Source organism: Oceanobacter sp. 5_MG-2023 (assembly GCF_030548165.1).
GTDB lineage: Bacteria > Pseudomonadota > Gammaproteobacteria > Pseudomonadales > Oceanobacteraceae > Oceanobacter.
Genome location: NZ_JAUORS010000010.1, coordinates 54,213 through 69,356, shown reverse-complemented (window position 1 = coordinate 69,356; position 15,144 = coordinate 54,213). Strand labels below are relative to the sequence as shown.

Here is a 15,144-nt window from a genome sequence, read left to right as displayed (position 1 = left end):
ACTGCTTCTTTGCGACCTGTTTATCCGGAGTATTATTCATGAGTCCACTGCCACTGCTGCTGGAAGCTCAAACGCTTGCTGAGCAATTGCCGCTGAATAACGTGCTGATCATTGATCAGAGCAAACTCGACAGCTATCTCCAGCATCATATTCCTGGAGCCGTACACCTGGACTTCAAGCGCCTGCAGCTGGGCATTGCTCCAACACCCGGTGCCCTGCCCTCGTTACCACAACTGTCCGAAGTCTTCAGCGCCTTGGGGTTAACCCCGGACACCCACGTTATTGCTTATGACGATGAGGGTGGCGGTTGGGCTGGTCGCTTGATCTGGGTACTCGATATGATTGGCCATCGTCATTACAGCTATCTGAATGGTGGTATCAAGGCCTGGTTGCAGGACGGTCTGCCCACAGAAGCCGGTAATGTAGCCCCTGTACCTTCCAGCTATCAGGTCGAACAGCTGTGCGATGGTTTCTCGCTGAGCAAAGACGATATCCTCGCCCGTATTGGCCAGCCAGACTTCGCCATCTGGGATGCCCGTTCCCAGGCGGAGTACTGCGGCGACAAGGTTATTTCCAGCCGAGGTGGCCATATTCCCGGTGCCGTCAACTACGAATGGACGCGGGGAATGGACCCGGAAAATGGTTTGCGTATCAACCCGTTGGAACCCTTCCGTGTACTGCTGTCAGACATGGGACTGACTGCCGACAAGGAAATTGCCACCCATTGCCAGACTCATCACCGCTCTGGCTATACCTATTTGGTGGGCAAGATTCTGGGGCTGAATATCAAAGCCTACCCTGGTTCCTGGTCTGAGTGGGGCAACGACCCCAACACCCCGGTGACCACTGGCGATCAGCCCTGAGTCGACACACGAGTAATGATCACCCATTCCGGCCAAGGACGTGCCTGGCCTAATAAAAGAGAGTCCCCCTTTGTTAAAAGATGATCTGTTTATTGCCAGCCAATACGTGCTGCCTCACCACTGGCTGTCTCGTCTGGTTGGCAAATTGGCTGCCTGTGAAAGCCGCTGGCTCAAAAACCAGCTGATCACCCGCTTTATCCGTCAGTACGACGTACGCCTGGATGAAGCCCAGCGTCAGCACCCGCAGGACTTTCGCAGTTTTAACGACTTTTTTACCCGTGAACTGCTGCCCGAAGCCCGACCCCAGGATCAAGCCGTTGACAGCCTGTTGTCACCGGTTGACGGCGCGGTTTCCCAATTGGGCCGGATTCAGCACGGGCGTATTTTCCAGGCCAAGGGTCAGGCTTTTTCCCTGACTGAATTACTGGGTGGCTCGCGTCAGCGCGCTGAAGACTTTGCCGGTGGCCAGTTTGCCACCCTGTATCTGTCGCCACGGGATTATCATCGTGTCCATATGCCGATGCCCGGCAAACTGCGAGAAATGATCTACGTCCCCGGAGCACTGTTTTCGGTCAATCAGACCACTGCTGAACGGGTTCCCGGTCTGTTTGCCCGTAACGAACGACTGGTCTGTATTTTTGATACCGAACACGGCCCCATGGCCATGGTGCTGGTGGGTGCCATGATTGTGGCGGCCATTGAAACCGTCTGGGCTGGCCAGATCACCCCGGCCTCGCGCAAGATCAAGGTAACGGATTATCGTGATCCGCAACCGGTGGAACTGGATAAGGGTGAAGAAATGGGTCGCTTCTGCCTTGGCTCCACTGTGGTGCTGTGTTTCCCGGATGGCATGGTCGACTGGAGCAAGGAGCTGGAGGCCGGTAGCCCGATTCGAATGGGTAGCCGACTGGGCTCAATCAGTGCACTGCGCCCTGATGAACCGGAAACAGCAGAGCCAGAAGAAACAACAGAGCCAGAGCCAGAGCCAGAAACAGAACAAGCTGAAGCAGAAACAGACACTCACAGCAGCCCAAGCAGCACTTCAGCAACACCGGAAACCCTGACACCGGCAACAGAGCAGCCGGTAACGGATACGGTTGAAGCCGTTGAAGCTATTGAAGCAGAAGAGCTCAAAAAAGAAGAAACACAAGCTCCCGACGGTACCGACCAACCGTCACCTGTTGATGAACACACCCCGGAGTCAGACACCGACAAACCCCGTACCTGATAACGTCAGCGTCGGTTTATCGGTATCTCTTTATCAGTGCCGACTGGCCACAAGGCAACCACCGGGCATATCCGGCAAGCTGCCTTGTGGCCGGATACGCAAGACCAGCCACTGCTGACTACCATCCAGATGCATATCAGCAAAACGCCATTGCTCGCTCTGTTGCTCATGACCCGGCCAGATAACCCGGCTGAGTGACGTCATCAAATGGGCAATCTGTTCGGCGTCAGCCGACTTCAGGTGTTGCAGGGTTTGCTGATCCTCAGCCACCATACGGGTTAATGGCACCCGGACTTGCAAACCACCGCCAACGCCCACCCGGGCAATCATCAGTTCACAATCAATTCCTGCAGCTGCCACCAGCGGTGAATGCATGGCCATCACCGCGCCCGTCACAATCCCCACCATCAACAGCAACCGGCTTAACGCCTGCTTTCCAGTCATCCTATCTACCCTCACTACGTGAGGGGAAATCTGACCATAACCTTCTGTCAATCAGGTCTGGCAAGCGGTAAGTTACTGAAAATGTTTGCGCGAAAATGTCAGGCCTGCAGCCAATCGAAGCTTAATACCTCAGCAATTGTGGAGACCTGTAACCGCTGCATCAATAACCGATCCAGTCCCATGGCTACCCCGGCACATGGCGGCAAGCCGGAACCCAGTGCCGCCAGTAGCCGCTTATCGATTGGACGACCGTTAGCTTCCTGCTCAAAACGGCGCGTCTGTTCAGCAACATCCGTCAATTCATGATAACCATTGGCCAACTCTGCACCGTTCCAGAACAGCTCAAAACGCTCAGCCACATCATGACCATCGACCGTCCGGCGGGTTTTAGCCAGTGCCGCCTGGGATGCCGGAAAGTCGTAAACAAATACCAGGGTATCCCGTGGCAAGGCAGGCTCAACCGCATGACTCATGATAACGTCGAGCCAGCCATCCCGATCCAGCGACAGATCTTGCCCAGCCAGCTGCTGGCCACACTCAGCAATCGTCACATCACGACACTGCAACGGGTCCAGACCGGCGTACTGCAACAATGCCTGCTGATAAGTCAGCATCACCCGGGGCGGTGTTGATGGCAGTCCCAGCATCAGGACGGCAATATCCGCTACTTCATCCATCAACTGATGCTCGTTCCAGTCCAACCGGTACCATTCCAGCATGGAGAATTCCGGGTTATGGCGGCGACCGGCTTCACCCCGGCGGAAAACTTTACAGATCTGGTAGATATCACCACTACCGGCACATAACAGCCGTTTCATCGCATACTCCGGCGAGGTATGCAGATAACGGCCATCGGCTGTGGCTATGGGTTCAATATTCGGATCACTCACCGGAGCCTGGGCCAACAGCGGAGTTTCTACTTCCAGCACCTGCCGCTCGGCGAAAAACTGACGGATCTGTTGATACATCAAGGCTCTGGCTTGAAGCGCGGCAAGGGAAGCCGTCGGGGTCCAGCATTTGGTCATAAGATTCTCTACGCATGTATCCAGTCATGAAATGATAAAGTCAGGTCAGACTATCGGCCAGCCGCACCAGACGCCGACACAAAAAAAGGAGCCGTCAGGCTCCCTTTGGATCAGTCACGGTTATCGATCAGGCACGGCTGACGTATTCACCTGAGCGGGTATCAATCCGCAAGATGTCGCCAATATTGATAAACAGTGGGACTTTCACAACCGCACCGGTCACCAGCGTCGCCGGCTTGCTGCCACCCTGTGCCGTATCCCCTTTCATGCCCGGGTCGGTTTCTGCCACTTCCAGCTCAACAAAGTTGGCTGGCGCAACGGTCAGGATGGCACCGTTAAACAGAGTGACGACATACTGGTCTTGCTCTTTCAGCCATTTGACGGTATCGCCAACCGCTTCAGCAGAGGCACCATGCTGTTCAAAAGAACCATCGGTGGCCATGAAGTGCCAGAATTCGCCATCGTTGTAGAGGTATTCCATGTCGACTTCCATCACGTCGGCACCTTCGAGTGATTCGCCGGACTTGAAGGTTTTTTCAATCACCCGGCCAATACGCAAGTTGCGCAGTTTGACGCGGTTAAATGCCTGACCTTTGCCGGGTTTTACATATTCGTTCTCAATAATGGAGCACGGCTCTCCATCCATCATGACTTTAAGACCGGGTTTAAATTCGTTGGTAGAATAGTTCGCCATTTCGCAATCCAATTAGAGTAGGACATTGTTATAAAGTGCACATCATAACGCGATCTGCTGCCATTGAGCAGCAAGACTGGCAACAGATTCTGGCCAGCGCCATTCGCAGCCCCGAACAATTGTTCTCGGCACTGCATCTTGCTCCGACTCATTTGAGCGACCGACAGCTGGCTGCCAGTACGTTTCCGGTGCTCGTTCCTGCGCCGTATCTGCAAAAAATGGAACCTGGCAACCCCCACGATCCCTTGCTGCGCCAGGTACTGCCAGACGCTGAAGAGCTTATCGCCATGCCGGGTTATGTCAGTGATCCACTGAATGAGCAACACGCCAATATCACCCCCGGTATCGTTCACAAATATCAGGGTCGGCTCTTGTTACTGGCGGCGACGGGCTGTGCAGTTAACTGTCGCTACTGCTTTCGCCGTCATTTTGACTATGCCGACAATCGTCTCAGCCGCCGGCAATGGCAAAGTGCGCTGGATTATGTTCGTGATGACCCATCCATCAGTGAGGTGATTTTGAGTGGTGGCGACCCATTAATGCTGAAAGACGAGGCGCTGGCAGAGTTGGTTGATACCATCGGGCAGATACCTCACGTGCGACGCTTGCGTATTCATACCCGTCTGCCGGTGGTGATTCCCCAGCGCCTGACCCCGGCCCTGGCGCAGTTGCTCGGCCACAGCCGCCTGTCGATCAGTGTGGTATTACATATTAACCATGCCAATGAGATCGACGAGCTGTTTCGTCAACACCTCCAGACACTGCGCCAGGCGGGCATCACCTTGCTGAACCAGTCGGTACTGCTGCAAGGCGTCAACAACCAGGCCGCTACCCTGATCGAACTGAGCCAGTCGTTATTTGATGCCGGCATCCTGCCTTACTACCTGCATCTGCTCGACCCGGTCACAGGCACACACCAGTTTGATACTCCGACTGCCGAGGCGCTGGCTATTTACCAGCAACTGCATCAGCAATTGCCCGGCTACCTGCTTCCCAGGCTGGTACGGGAGGAGGCTGGCAAAGCTGGCAAGTCTCTAATTATGACTAATGACAAATTTTGACAGACATTTCCCTCTTTAATGGTCATATACCGCTACAATCATGATTGTGACAATATCTGTCTGTTATTATTGTTTATTGTCACAAAATGCGCACAAACAGCTATTTGTACTGCCTTCGCCGGTTTTTGATCAAAACCGGCTTTGATAACCCATTTGGGCAAAACTGACAGGAAGGTCGGACCCGAACAATAAGACTGAGTGACCCGAGTCATGGCGACCAACCAAGAGACACTACACCTGCTGATTCATACCCAATCCCAGAATGATGCAGAGGGTATTGTCAGCCTGCTACGAAATTCAGGCAATGCCACTCGCGCGCACCAGATCAGCTCGCTGGAAGACCTTGACGAACAGCTGGAACAAAAATCCTGGGATCTGCTGATTGCCGAGGATGGCGCCAACGGCGTTCATTACCCATCCCTGCAAGAGCGCATTCGCCGCCTTAACAAAGACTTGCCCATTATTCTGATCAGTAAAGAGATTGATCTGATTGCCATGGAAAACGCGCTCAGACACGGTGTCTGCAGTGTTGTCCCCCGGGATGAAAGCAACCTGATGGTACTGGCCATTCAGCGTGAACTGCGTCATCTGAAACATCGCCGGGAATTACGATCCATCGAAGTGCGCCTGCGTGACGCCGAAAAACGCGCCCAGGCCCTGCTGGAAAGCTCTCGCGATGCCGTTGCCTATGTCCATGACGGCATGCATATTTTTGCCAACCCGTCTTATCTGTCCATGTTTGGCTATTCATCCGTCGATGAGCTGGAAGGCATGCCCTTGATGGATATGGTCGATAGCTCTGGTCAGAGTGACTTTAAACGCTTCTTCAAAAAATACCTCAACGCCCCTCATAAAGAATCCGAGCTCAGCACGCTTGGGGTCGACGGCGATGGGCAGCTGTTTCCGATGCAAATGAATTTTTCACCTGCGAGCTATGCCGAAGAACGTTGCACCATGGTCACGATTCACTCCCACGCCAAGAATACAGCTCTCGAAGACAAGCTGCGCAAAGTCAGCAATATCGACATGATGACGGGCCTGTACAACAAGCCCTACTTTATCGCCCAGCTGGAAATTGCCGTCGATAATGCCGTACTTGGAGGCAGCAACGGCGCCATTATTTATATGAACATCGATGGTTTTGGCAAAATCAAAAGTGAGGTCGGCATCAGTCGTGCCGATACCGTACTGTCCGAACTGTCCCAATCACTCAAGAAAACCATTGGCTCCGATCACAGTCTGGCCCGCATCAGCGAAGATATTTTTGCCACCATCCTCACTGGCTACAGCTCTGACCAGGCGATGAAACTGGCAGAACAACTGCGCAGCCATGTAGAAGGCCTGCTTATCGATCTTGGCGATCGTACCATCACCGTCACCACCAGTATCGGTGTCGCCTTGATCAACGACACCTGTTCACGCCCGGAAGATGTGCTGCAAAATGCCCACACCGCCAGTGAACAAGTACATCAACAGCCAGATCATCACAATGGCAATGGTGTCATGTTATTTGTACCGGACATCCCTGAAGATGTCGTCGTCGCGGATGTCAGTATCGAAGAAGCCGTGACCGACGCTCTGCGCCAGAACAGCTTCCAGCTCTTGTTTCAGCCCAAAATCAGCCTGCGTGGTGAGGACGTTGAACATTACGAAGCGCTGATGCAACTGCCTCTGGCCGATGGTCGCTGTATCAGCTCTGATGAGCTGATGAACAACCCGGATATCAATGAGGGCCTGAAACGCAAGGTCGATCGCTGGGTCTTGCTCAATACCCTCAAGCAGCTGGGAGAACATCGACAACAGGGTCACAACTCCCGTGTTTTTGTTAATCTGGCGACCCCGTCCATCCAGGATGACAGCCTGCCCAACTGGATCAGTGTTGCGATGCGAGCAGCCCGCCTGCCAAAAGGTTCACTGGTCATACAGCTGGCCGAAGACAGTGCTACCCGCGTACTGAAGCAGGCCCAACACTTTGTTTCCGAACTGAATGCCAGCGGTATTACCACTGCGCTCAATCACTTTGGTTGCTCTCTGAACCCCTTACGTACATTGCAACATCTGGCGGTTGAGTACGTTAAGCTCGATGGCTCTTACACCAGTGAGCTGGGCCAAAGCCCGGAAAATCAGCAACAGCTGCAAACCCTGTTAACCGCTTTGCACGAAGCAGAAAAGAAAACCGTTATCCCGATGGTCGACAGCGCCTCAACCTTGGCCAGTCTATGGCAAATGGGGGTTCATTTTGTGCAAGGGGATTATGTACAAGCGCCACAAAGCAGCATGAATTACAACTTCGAAGAAGAAAGCAGCTTCTGATCAGAAGCTGCCTGACAAGCTCGCCAACCCAACGATGGGGTCAGCCACATAAGCAGTAACGGCGGTGTTTGTGTTTATACCTGTTCAGTCGTACCGGGTTCAGCAATATCCCGATCCCGATAACCCAGCAGATACAGAATGCCATCCAGCCCCAGCGTCGAGATCGAATTGCGGGCGTTTTTCCGCACCAGAGGTTTGGCGCGAAACGCAATGCCCAGACCAGCGATACTCAGCATCGGCAGGTCATTGGCACCATCCCCTACTGCGATTGTCTGCTCCAGACGAATACCTTCTTTTTTGGCCAGCTCCCGTAACAGATCGGCTTTACGCTGACCATCCACCACCGGCTCGATCACACGTCCGGTAACCAGGCCATCTTCTATTTCCAGCTCATTGGCAAAGACATAATCAATGCCCAGACGCTGTTGCAGATAGCGGCCAAAATAATTGAATCCACCCGACAAAATAGCGGTCTTGTAGCCCAGCGCCCGCAGATTGTAGATCAACCGCTCGGCCCCTTCGGTGATAGGCAAGCGCTCAGCGATACCATCCAGTACACGGGTATCCAGGCCTTTCAGTAGCGCCATGCGTTCGGCAAAACTTTGTTTGAAGTCCAGCTCCCCTTGCATTGCCCGCTCGGTGATGGCGGCAACCTGATCACCCACACCGGCAGCACGGGCCAGCTCGTCGATAACTTCGGTTTCAATCAGGGTGGAATCCATATCAAAAGCCACTAACCGGCGCGTACGGCGATACACGTCGTCAGCCTGAAACGCCACGTCGACCCCCAGCTCATTCGCGATATCCAAAAAGCGGGCGCGTAATTCACTCTGGTCAGCCTCGCCCCGAACCGAAAATTCGACACAGGCACGGGTGTTGTCGTGGCAACTTTCTGCCTGATCCAGCGGTACCCGGCCAGACAGTCGGCTGATCTGATCGATATTCAGGCCATGCTCAGCCACAATCGCGGTCACACTGGCAATGGCATCGGCCTCAATGGTACGGGCCAACAGCGTAATGATATGACGGGATTTACCCTGACCAGCCACCCAGTGTTCGTAACTTTCGGCGGTGACCGGCGTAAAGCGGATAGAAAGCCCCAGCGCGTGTGCTTTGAACAACACATCTTTTAATACCGGAGCGGATTCTGCACTGTCAGGAATCGCCGCGAGAATACCCAAAGACAAGGTATCGTGAATTTCAGCCTGGCCGATATCCAGTATGGTGACACCATACTGGGCCAGAATCGCGGAGATACTGGCGGTCAGGCCGGGTTTGTCAGCACCGGTTACCCGGATAAGAACCAATTCAGTCACAATGCGTTCCTGTTGCCCTCAGGCGGTTGTCGGTTTACAGCTTGCCCAAATCGGTCTTGGCCGCAGCCAGCACGATACGCAGCTCTTCAATCAGATCGGTAGTTTCATGAGTAGACAATGCACGGTGGCGGTCAACACTCATCAGAAACAGGCCTTTTTCCAGCTGTTCCAGTTTTTCTTGCAGAGATTGCTTGGTGTCGCTCATGGCGGTTCCTCTTGGGTTCTGTATGGGTCGTCCGAAGCCCGACGGGATTGGCATCACGGCCGCTCGGTTCTGGCCATCTATCGGGCGGCGCCTATAATACCACCTCAGACACCTCTGACTATCACTGCGATGGTACTGATTGTGGCCGATGAAATATTTCCAACGTTACCCGCGTTGGTAACGACCGGTACGACCTCCCGGTTGTAACCTCATCACCCTTATCGTCAGTGATCTCCGGTCAGAGCCAATTCCAAGACCGTAATGGCGGACCCGATGCAGCTCAAGTTGCCCTGTAGTTTTCATTTCAGCCTGCTCTGCGGTTGCGCCGCAGCCACACAAGTACTGATATTCGGACTACTGCTCGCATTTCTGACCTATAGCAATCTCAGCAATCAGCTGGAACAGCGACTGGAACAGGATGCCACCCAGCAAACCCAACGCCTCGCCATGACGCTGGCTCACAGCCTGATTCAACGTGACCGGATCAGCCTCAATCTGGCGCTGACAGAATGGCATCGTGGTGAAGAAATCAGTGCCTTGCGAGTGCTCGATACCGACGGCGTGGTTATTGCCGAAATAGGTAAAACCCTGGACGACCGTATCAATATCAGCCGCTCCATCACTCAGGATAATCAGGTGGTCGGGATTATCCAGGCGGATATCAACCTGGCACCTGCTCGCCGAGACAGCGGCCATTATTTGTCCCTGGCACTGATAGCAACCGGCCTTGGTGCCATGCTTGCCGGGCTGGCGGGCTATTTTCTGGCAGAACAGATCGCCCATTATTTACAGCAGTTGTCCCGAGCCCTGAAAAACAGCCGTCACAACCAACCGTTGCAGCTACCTCCACCACCGGCAGCGATAGAGGAGTTTGAGCAGTTACACGGCGGCCTGTCAGTCTTGCGCGACGACCAGCGTCACCGTCAGGCCATGGCCCAAGCCCTCGGCCAGTTTCGTTATCAGGGTACTCCCCCATCAGGCCAAACCCTGTGCTATCAGCACTGCGCTTTGATCTATATCGAAATGACCGAACTGGCGACCCTGCAGGCCCAGCTCGATACGGATGAGCTGGTGCAGCTTCTGAATGAATATCATCGTTTGTTAAATCAGGCCGCCAAACTCTATAACGGCAAGCTGGATCATTATCAGGACGACGGTGTTGTGATGATTTTTGGTCTCAACGATGAAAGCGAACGTGACACGCTGCACTGCGTCTACGCGGCCCAGCTGTGTCTGGGACTGATGCGTAACGCTAGCCAGAAAAACCCACAACTGGCCGATATCCATTTTCGGGTAGCGGCGCACTGGGGGCCGGTCTTACTCACGCCGACCGATTCTGCTGACGACAGCCATGGCCACCGGCTGGTCGGTGATAGCCTGTATTGGGCATCCACCCTGGCCCGCCGCAGCGAAGCATTCCGGCTGCTGGCCAGTCAGGCTCTGATCAGTGAATTGCCGCCCGAATACGGGCTGGAATGGGAAGCCGGCGCCGCAGTACCGGATTTGAATGGTGATAACCAACCGGGCTATTGGCTCACAACGTTACCTGAAAAAAGTCAGGCTCTGATTGATCGCCAGATCTTACGGATTGCCAATATGGCAGGGCAAGCCTGACGTGCCATTGAGCTCGGATTAGCCCGCACTTACTGGCCCGGTGTTTTCCGGGCCGCTAATTGCAACTCCACCAACCGGTCGAGTACCCCTACCACGTCATCAAACCCAGATGTCCCCTGCAGGCGATTCAGTCCTGCCACCGCAGCCTCCAGCGTTGACAGGCCATCCGGCCGGGGGGATTTACGAATGGGGTGATAACGGCTGAGCTCTGCCGGAGTGAGCTGCAAATGTGGCAGACGGGTCAGCCAGGGGTTTAACAACAGCAAGCGCCTGACCTTGCGCCAGGTACCATCCAGTATCAATAGTTGCCGGCACTGCCGAGCCTGGTCTAACGGGCATTCAGGCTTGCCCTCCAGTGGAAACAACAGCACCGTATTCTGATGCCAGTCTGGCCCGAGCAAAGCGACCGGGTCACACCGGTCCGCCACCACCAGCCGACTGTTGATAATGCTTTTATGCAGCAGTGGCGCCGTCGACAAACGATGCCGCGCTTCATTCGGATCTTGCCAGATCACCAGATCCAGTGGCGCTTCCCGCCGCACCAGCGCCTCACACAAACAGACGCTGACGGGGCGTTCACAAGCGCGACAAATCAACCGCCCGGCCATCAGCTCTGGCGTTGCCTGGCCACGTCCAGCAATGGTTCAAGGAAACGGCCAGTGTAGGATTGTTCACTCGCGGCGATCATTTCCGGCGTACCTTCCGCAATGATATACCCCCCTTTGGAACCGCCTTCCGGGCCAAGATCGACCACCCAGTCCGCGGTCTTGATCACATCCAGATTATGCTCAATCACCACCACGGTATTACCGTCATTACGCAAGCGATGCAGCACCGCCAACAGCTGCTCAATATCGTGGAAGTGCAACCCGGTGGTTGGTTCATCAAGGATATACAGGGTTTTGCCGGTATCCCTCTTCGACAGCTCTTTCGCCAGTTTGACCCGTTGCGCTTCGCCTCCTGACAAGGTCGTCGCAGCCTGCCCTAATCGAATATAGCTCAGGCCAACATCCATCAGGGTTTGTAATTTACGCGCCACCGCCGGGATGGCATCAAAAAAGTCGCGGGCATCTTCTACCGTCATATCCAGCACTTCGTGGATGTTTTTGCCCTTGTAGCGCACATCCAGTGTTTCACGGTTATAACGTTTGCCGTGGCAGACATCACATGGCACATACACATCAGCCAGAAAGTGCATTTCCACCTTGATGACCCCGTCACCCTGACAGGCTTCGCAGCGGCCACCCTTGACGTTAAAGGAAAAACGACCAGCCTTGTAACCACGGGAACGGGCTTCCTGGGTACCGGCAAACAGCTCACGTACCGGGGTAAAAATACCGGTATAAGTGGCCGGGTTGGAACGCGGGGTACGACCGATCGGACTTTGGTCAATATCGACCACCTTGTCGAGCAGGCCCAGCCCCTGAATGCTGTCGTGTTCAGAAGCCTTGAGTGTTGTGGCGCCATTCAGGGCCGTGGCTGCCAGCGGATACAGAGTCCGGTTAATCAGCGTCGACTTGCCTGAGCCGGATACCCCGGTGATACAGGTCATCAGCCCCAGCGGAATGGTCAGGTCAACATCGTTCAGGTTGTTGCCACGAGCACCCTTGAGTTTCAGTTCCTTGCTCAGTGGGTACGGCGTCCGTGTTTCCGGCACTTGGATAGCCCGTGCCCCCGACAGGTATTCCCCCGTCACCGAGTTCGGATCCGCTGCCACTTGTGCCGGCGTCCCCTGGGCAATCACCTGACCGCCATGCACACCGGCACCGGGGCCAATATCGATCAGATAGTCCGCGCTGCGCATGGCATCTTCATCGTGCTCTACCACCAACACGGTGTTGCCGAGATCCCGCAAATGAAACAGCGTCTGCAGCAGACGGTCGTTGTCACGCTGATGCAAACCAATGGAAGGTTCATCCAGAATATACAAGACTCCCACCAGCCCGGCACCGATCTGGGAAGCCAGACGAATCCGCTGGGATTCTCCCCCAGACAAGGTATCGGAACTGCGGTTCAGGCTCAGATATTCCAGCCCGACATTCACCAGAAAGCGTAATCGCTCGCGGATTTCCTTGAGGATTTTCTCGGCGATATCGCCCTTGTTACCCGCCAACACCAGCTGGCTAAAATAGGCGTGGGCATCTTCAATCGACATGCTGGTACAGGCATGGATGTTCTTGTCTTCAATAAAGACATTGCGGGCTTCCTGGCGCAAGCGCGAGCCACCACAATCCGGGCAGGGCTGTACACTCAGGTACTTGGATAACTCTTCCCGGACGGTTTGTGATTCGGTCTCGTGATAACGCCGCTCAAGGTTGGGCAACACCCCTTCGAAAGGATGCTGTTTGCGAATCTGGTCGCCGCGTGAATTGACATACACAAAACCGATTTCTTCATCACCACTGCCGTACAGCAGTTGTTCCTGGGCCTGCACGCTCAATTCGGCAAAGGGGACATCCAGCTGAAAGCCATAATGCTCGGCGACGGCGCTCAGCAGCTGAAAATAATAGACGCTGCGGCGATCCCAGCCACGAATCGCCCCTTCGCCAATCGACAGGCTCGGGTCGGTAATCACCCGGTCCGGATCAAAAAACTGTTTGACCCCCAGACCATCACAGGTGGTGCAGGCACCAGCCGGGTTGTTAAACGAAAACAACCGGGGTTCCAGTTCCGACAGGCTGTAACCACAATGAGGGCAGGAAAATTGTGATGAGAACAATAACGGCTCGGCATCGTCGTCATCCATCGGTGTCACCAGCGCCAGGCCACCACTGAGTTCCAGACAGGTTTCGATGGATTCCGACAACCGTTGCTCAAGACCGGGTTTGACCTTGAAGCGATCGACGACCACTTCAATGCTGTGTTTGCGCCGCTTGTCGAGATCCGGGGTATCGTCCAGATCATAGATACGGCCATCGATACGTACACGCACATACCCTTGCGCCCGCAGGCTATCGAAGATATTGGCATGCTCACCTTTGCGGTCACGTACCACCGGAGCCAGAATCATCTGCTTGCTGTCTTCCGCCAGCGTCAGGATGCCATCAACCATCTGGCTGACGGTTTGGGCTTCCAGGGCAACCCCGTGATCCGGGCAACGCGGCGTGCCGACACGAGCAAACAGCAAGCGCAAATAATCGTAGATTTCGGTGACGGTACCCACCGTGGAACGAGGATTGTGCGAGGTGGACTTTTGCTCGATGGAAATCGCCGGGGACAACCCTTCGATCAGATCGACATCGGGCTTCTCCATCACACTCAGAAACTGGCGGGCGTAGGTTGATAGCGACTCAACATAACGGCGCTGCCCCTCGGCATACAGCGTATCAAATGCCAACGAGGACTTACCCGACCCGCTCAGGCCAGTAATCACCACCAGTTTGTCGCGTGGAATATCCAGATCAACGTTTTTGAGGTTGTGAGTGCGCGCACCCCTGACCAGAATCTTGTCCATGCAGCTCTTTACACCAAGGCAAAAGCGCTATTGTAATAGAACCTGTGCCCAGATACAGGATTGATCTGTTTATTCGGGCAACAGAGCCGCCATCCAACGCTGCCATGCCTTCCGTATCAAGCATTGATGCGCCATTGATACACGATTGCTGCACCATTAATGCAACGGAAGTCGCCAGCAATCCCCAGCAATACGGTAGCCATCCAGCTTAACCTGCCAATCAGACAGTGATACTGCTGAGGTGCTCCTTGGCCCAGTTAATGGCCTGCACCCGGTTCTTGACGCCTATTTTTTTAAACAGATTGTATAGATGCGTTTTTATCGTATGGGTACTGACTTCCAGGGCATCGGCGATATCCTGGTTGGTGGCACCCGTTTCTACCAGATGCAGAATTTCAGCTTCCCGCCCCGTCAGTGACACAGGAGGCGGCTCAAGCGCCCGTGGCCGCTGCCGCGTCCGCTCAAGGTGATCATTCACCAACTTGCGAGGCAGCCATAATTCGCCATTAAACACGGCCTTGATACCCTCAAACAGCAGACTCTGGCTTGTATGACGATAAAACAGGGCACTGACTCGCGGCCAGCAAATAAACTCTTCCAGTGCATGATGCTCCGGCACATTAAATAACCCGATCAGCGACACGGCATCGGCCTCATAAATCTCATCCAGGATTCTGGCCAGCCGCTCTGGCCGGACACCATCGGTGTCAAACATCAGCAAAGTCTGTCCATCAGCAGGAAAATGCGCGGGGGGCCAGGCCAGTTTATGCACCAGCTGGGCATGCAGCCCAAGGTGGGTCTGAATATAATCCAGCAATATCGCGTTCTGCAGATTCTGGCGTCCGAATAACAGGATGTAGCGCCTGTCAGTACTGTATTGCCGATCCATAACGTCTCTCCTTGACCTGACTTGCCACCGGCATACCC

Annotated in this window: 13 protein-coding genes; 5 read left to right on the top strand and 8 right to left on the bottom strand. The window is 54.5% G+C overall.

What is annotated here, in order from left to right; translation table 11 throughout:
- The first annotated feature begins 38 nt into the window (after positions 1 to 38).
- Together Q4551_RS08670 and asd are read left to right on the top strand one after the other, a co-directional pair.
- Positions 39 to 863 (top strand): sulfurtransferase, encoded by an 825-nt coding sequence (locus Q4551_RS08670; RefSeq protein WP_303433162.1) that lies wholly within the window; start codon positions 39 to 41, stop codon positions 861 to 863.
- 70 nt (positions 864 to 933) lie between these two features.
- Positions 934 to 2,091: an archaetidylserine decarboxylase gene (gene asd / locus Q4551_RS08665; protein WP_368501380.1), complete on the top strand. Its 1,158-nt coding sequence runs from the start codon at positions 934 to 936 to the stop codon at positions 2,089 to 2,091.
- 33 nt (positions 2,092 to 2,124) lie between these two features.
- Here asd and Q4551_RS08660 read toward each other — a convergent pair whose 3' ends face one another.
- From Q4551_RS08660 to efp, 3 genes are all read right to left on the bottom strand, one after another.
- Positions 2,125 to 2,535, bottom strand: a complete 411-nt coding sequence (locus Q4551_RS08660) for a hypothetical protein (RefSeq protein ID WP_303433161.1) — start codon at positions 2,533 to 2,535, stop codon at positions 2,125 to 2,127.
- A 98-nt stretch (positions 2,536 to 2,633) separates the two neighbouring features.
- The gene (gene epmA, locus Q4551_RS08655) at positions 2,634 to 3,560 is read right to left on the bottom strand and encodes an EF-P lysine aminoacylase EpmA (RefSeq protein ID WP_303433160.1); all 927 of its coding nucleotides are present in this window, start codon (positions 3,558 to 3,560) and stop codon (positions 2,634 to 2,636) included.
- Positions 3,561 to 3,687: 127 nt separating this feature from the next.
- On the bottom strand, positions 3,688 to 4,254 hold the full coding sequence (gene efp / locus Q4551_RS08650; RefSeq protein WP_303433158.1) for an elongation factor P: 567 nt from the start codon (positions 4,252 to 4,254) through the stop codon (positions 3,688 to 3,690).
- A 35-nt stretch (positions 4,255 to 4,289) separates the two neighbouring features.
- On the opposite strand from efp, the gene epmB reads away from it, so the two are divergent.
- Together epmB and Q4551_RS08640 are read left to right on the top strand one after the other, a co-directional pair.
- Positions 4,290 to 5,315: an EF-P beta-lysylation protein EpmB gene (gene epmB, locus Q4551_RS08645; protein ID WP_303433156.1), complete on the top strand. Its 1,026-nt coding sequence runs from the start codon at positions 4,290 to 4,292 to the stop codon at positions 5,313 to 5,315.
- Positions 5,316 to 5,525: 210 nt separating this feature from the next.
- Complete coding sequence (locus Q4551_RS08640) at positions 5,526 to 7,628, top strand: EAL domain-containing protein (protein ID WP_303433155.1); 2,103 nt, start codon at positions 5,526 to 5,528, stop codon at positions 7,626 to 7,628.
- 74 nt (positions 7,629 to 7,702) lie between these two features.
- Here the strand turns inward: Q4551_RS08640 and serB are convergent, their stop codons facing one another.
- On the bottom strand, positions 7,703 to 8,944 hold the full coding sequence (gene serB / locus Q4551_RS08635) for a phosphoserine phosphatase SerB (protein ID WP_303433153.1): 1,242 nt from the start codon (positions 8,942 to 8,944) through the stop codon (positions 7,703 to 7,705).
- Between the two features lie 34 nt (positions 8,945 to 8,978).
- Positions 8,979 to 9,149 carry a hypothetical protein gene (locus Q4551_RS08630; RefSeq protein ID WP_303433152.1) on the bottom strand — a complete coding sequence of 57 codons (171 nt, stop codon included), beginning with the start codon at positions 9,147 to 9,149 and terminating at the stop codon, positions 8,979 to 8,981.
- A 273-nt stretch (positions 9,150 to 9,422) separates the two neighbouring features.
- Here Q4551_RS08630 and Q4551_RS08625 point away from each other — a divergent pair, with 273 nt between their 5' ends.
- Positions 9,423 to 10,763, top strand: coding sequence for an adenylate/guanylate cyclase domain-containing protein (locus tag Q4551_RS08625; RefSeq protein WP_303433150.1), 1,341 nt, complete (start codon positions 9,423 to 9,425; stop codon positions 10,761 to 10,763).
- A gap of 29 nt (positions 10,764 to 10,792) precedes the next feature.
- Here Q4551_RS08625 and Q4551_RS08620 read toward each other — a convergent pair whose 3' ends face one another.
- The 3 genes from Q4551_RS08620 to Q4551_RS08610 all read right to left on the bottom strand — a co-directional run bounded on the left by Q4551_RS08620 (position 10,793) and on the right by Q4551_RS08610 (position 15,106).
- A complete protein-coding gene (locus Q4551_RS08620) occupies positions 10,793 to 11,371 on the bottom strand; it encodes a tRNA-uridine aminocarboxypropyltransferase (protein ID WP_303433148.1) in 579 nt (192 codons plus the stop codon).
- Entirely contained in the window at positions 11,371 to 14,217 is a 2,847-nt protein-coding gene (gene uvrA, locus Q4551_RS08615) for an excinuclease ABC subunit UvrA (RefSeq protein WP_303433146.1), read from the bottom strand. The genes Q4551_RS08620 and uvrA overlap by 1 nt, the downstream gene beginning before the upstream one ends.
- A 220-nt stretch (positions 14,218 to 14,437) precedes the next feature.
- Positions 14,438 to 15,106 carry a LuxR C-terminal-related transcriptional regulator gene (locus tag Q4551_RS08610; RefSeq protein ID WP_303433144.1) on the bottom strand — a complete coding sequence of 223 codons (669 nt, stop codon included), beginning with the start codon at positions 15,104 to 15,106 and terminating at the stop codon, positions 14,438 to 14,440.
- Positions 15,107 to 15,144 lie beyond the last annotated feature (38 nt).

What these genes read in the sequence shown, in the direction of transcription:
- Q4551_RS08670 (WP_303433162.1), top strand. Translation starts at nt 39, where the DNA reads ATGAGTCCACTGCCACTGCTGCTGGAAGCTCAAACGCTTGCTGAGCAA.
- Q4551_RS08660 (WP_303433161.1), bottom strand. Translation starts at nt 2,535, where the DNA reads ATGACTGGAAAGCAGGCGTTAAGCCGGTTGCTGTTGATGGTGGGGATT.
- epmA (WP_303433160.1), bottom strand. Translation starts at nt 3,560, where the DNA reads ATGACCAAATGCTGGACCCCGACGGCTTCCCTTGCCGCGCTTCAAGCC.
- efp (WP_303433158.1), bottom strand. Translation starts at nt 4,254, where the DNA reads ATGGCGAACTATTCTACCAACGAATTTAAACCCGGTCTTAAAGTCATG.
- Q4551_RS08640 (WP_303433155.1), top strand. Translation starts at nt 5,526, where the DNA reads ATGGCGACCAACCAAGAGACACTACACCTGCTGATTCATACCCAATCC.
- Q4551_RS08630 (WP_303433152.1), bottom strand. Translation starts at nt 9,149, where the DNA reads ATGAGCGACACCAAGCAATCTCTGCAAGAAAAACTGGAACAGCTGGAA.
- Q4551_RS08625 (WP_303433150.1), top strand. Translation starts at nt 9,423, where the DNA reads ATGCAGCTCAAGTTGCCCTGTAGTTTTCATTTCAGCCTGCTCTGCGGT.
- Q4551_RS08620 (WP_303433148.1), bottom strand. Translation starts at nt 11,371, where the DNA reads ATGGCCGGGCGGTTGATTTGTCGCGCTTGTGAACGCCCCGTCAGCGTC.
- uvrA (WP_303433146.1), bottom strand. Translation starts at nt 14,217, where the DNA reads ATGGACAAGATTCTGGTCAGGGGTGCGCGCACTCACAACCTCAAAAAC.
- Q4551_RS08610 (WP_303433144.1), bottom strand. Translation starts at nt 15,106, where the DNA reads ATGGATCGGCAATACAGTACTGACAGGCGCTACATCCTGTTATTCGGA.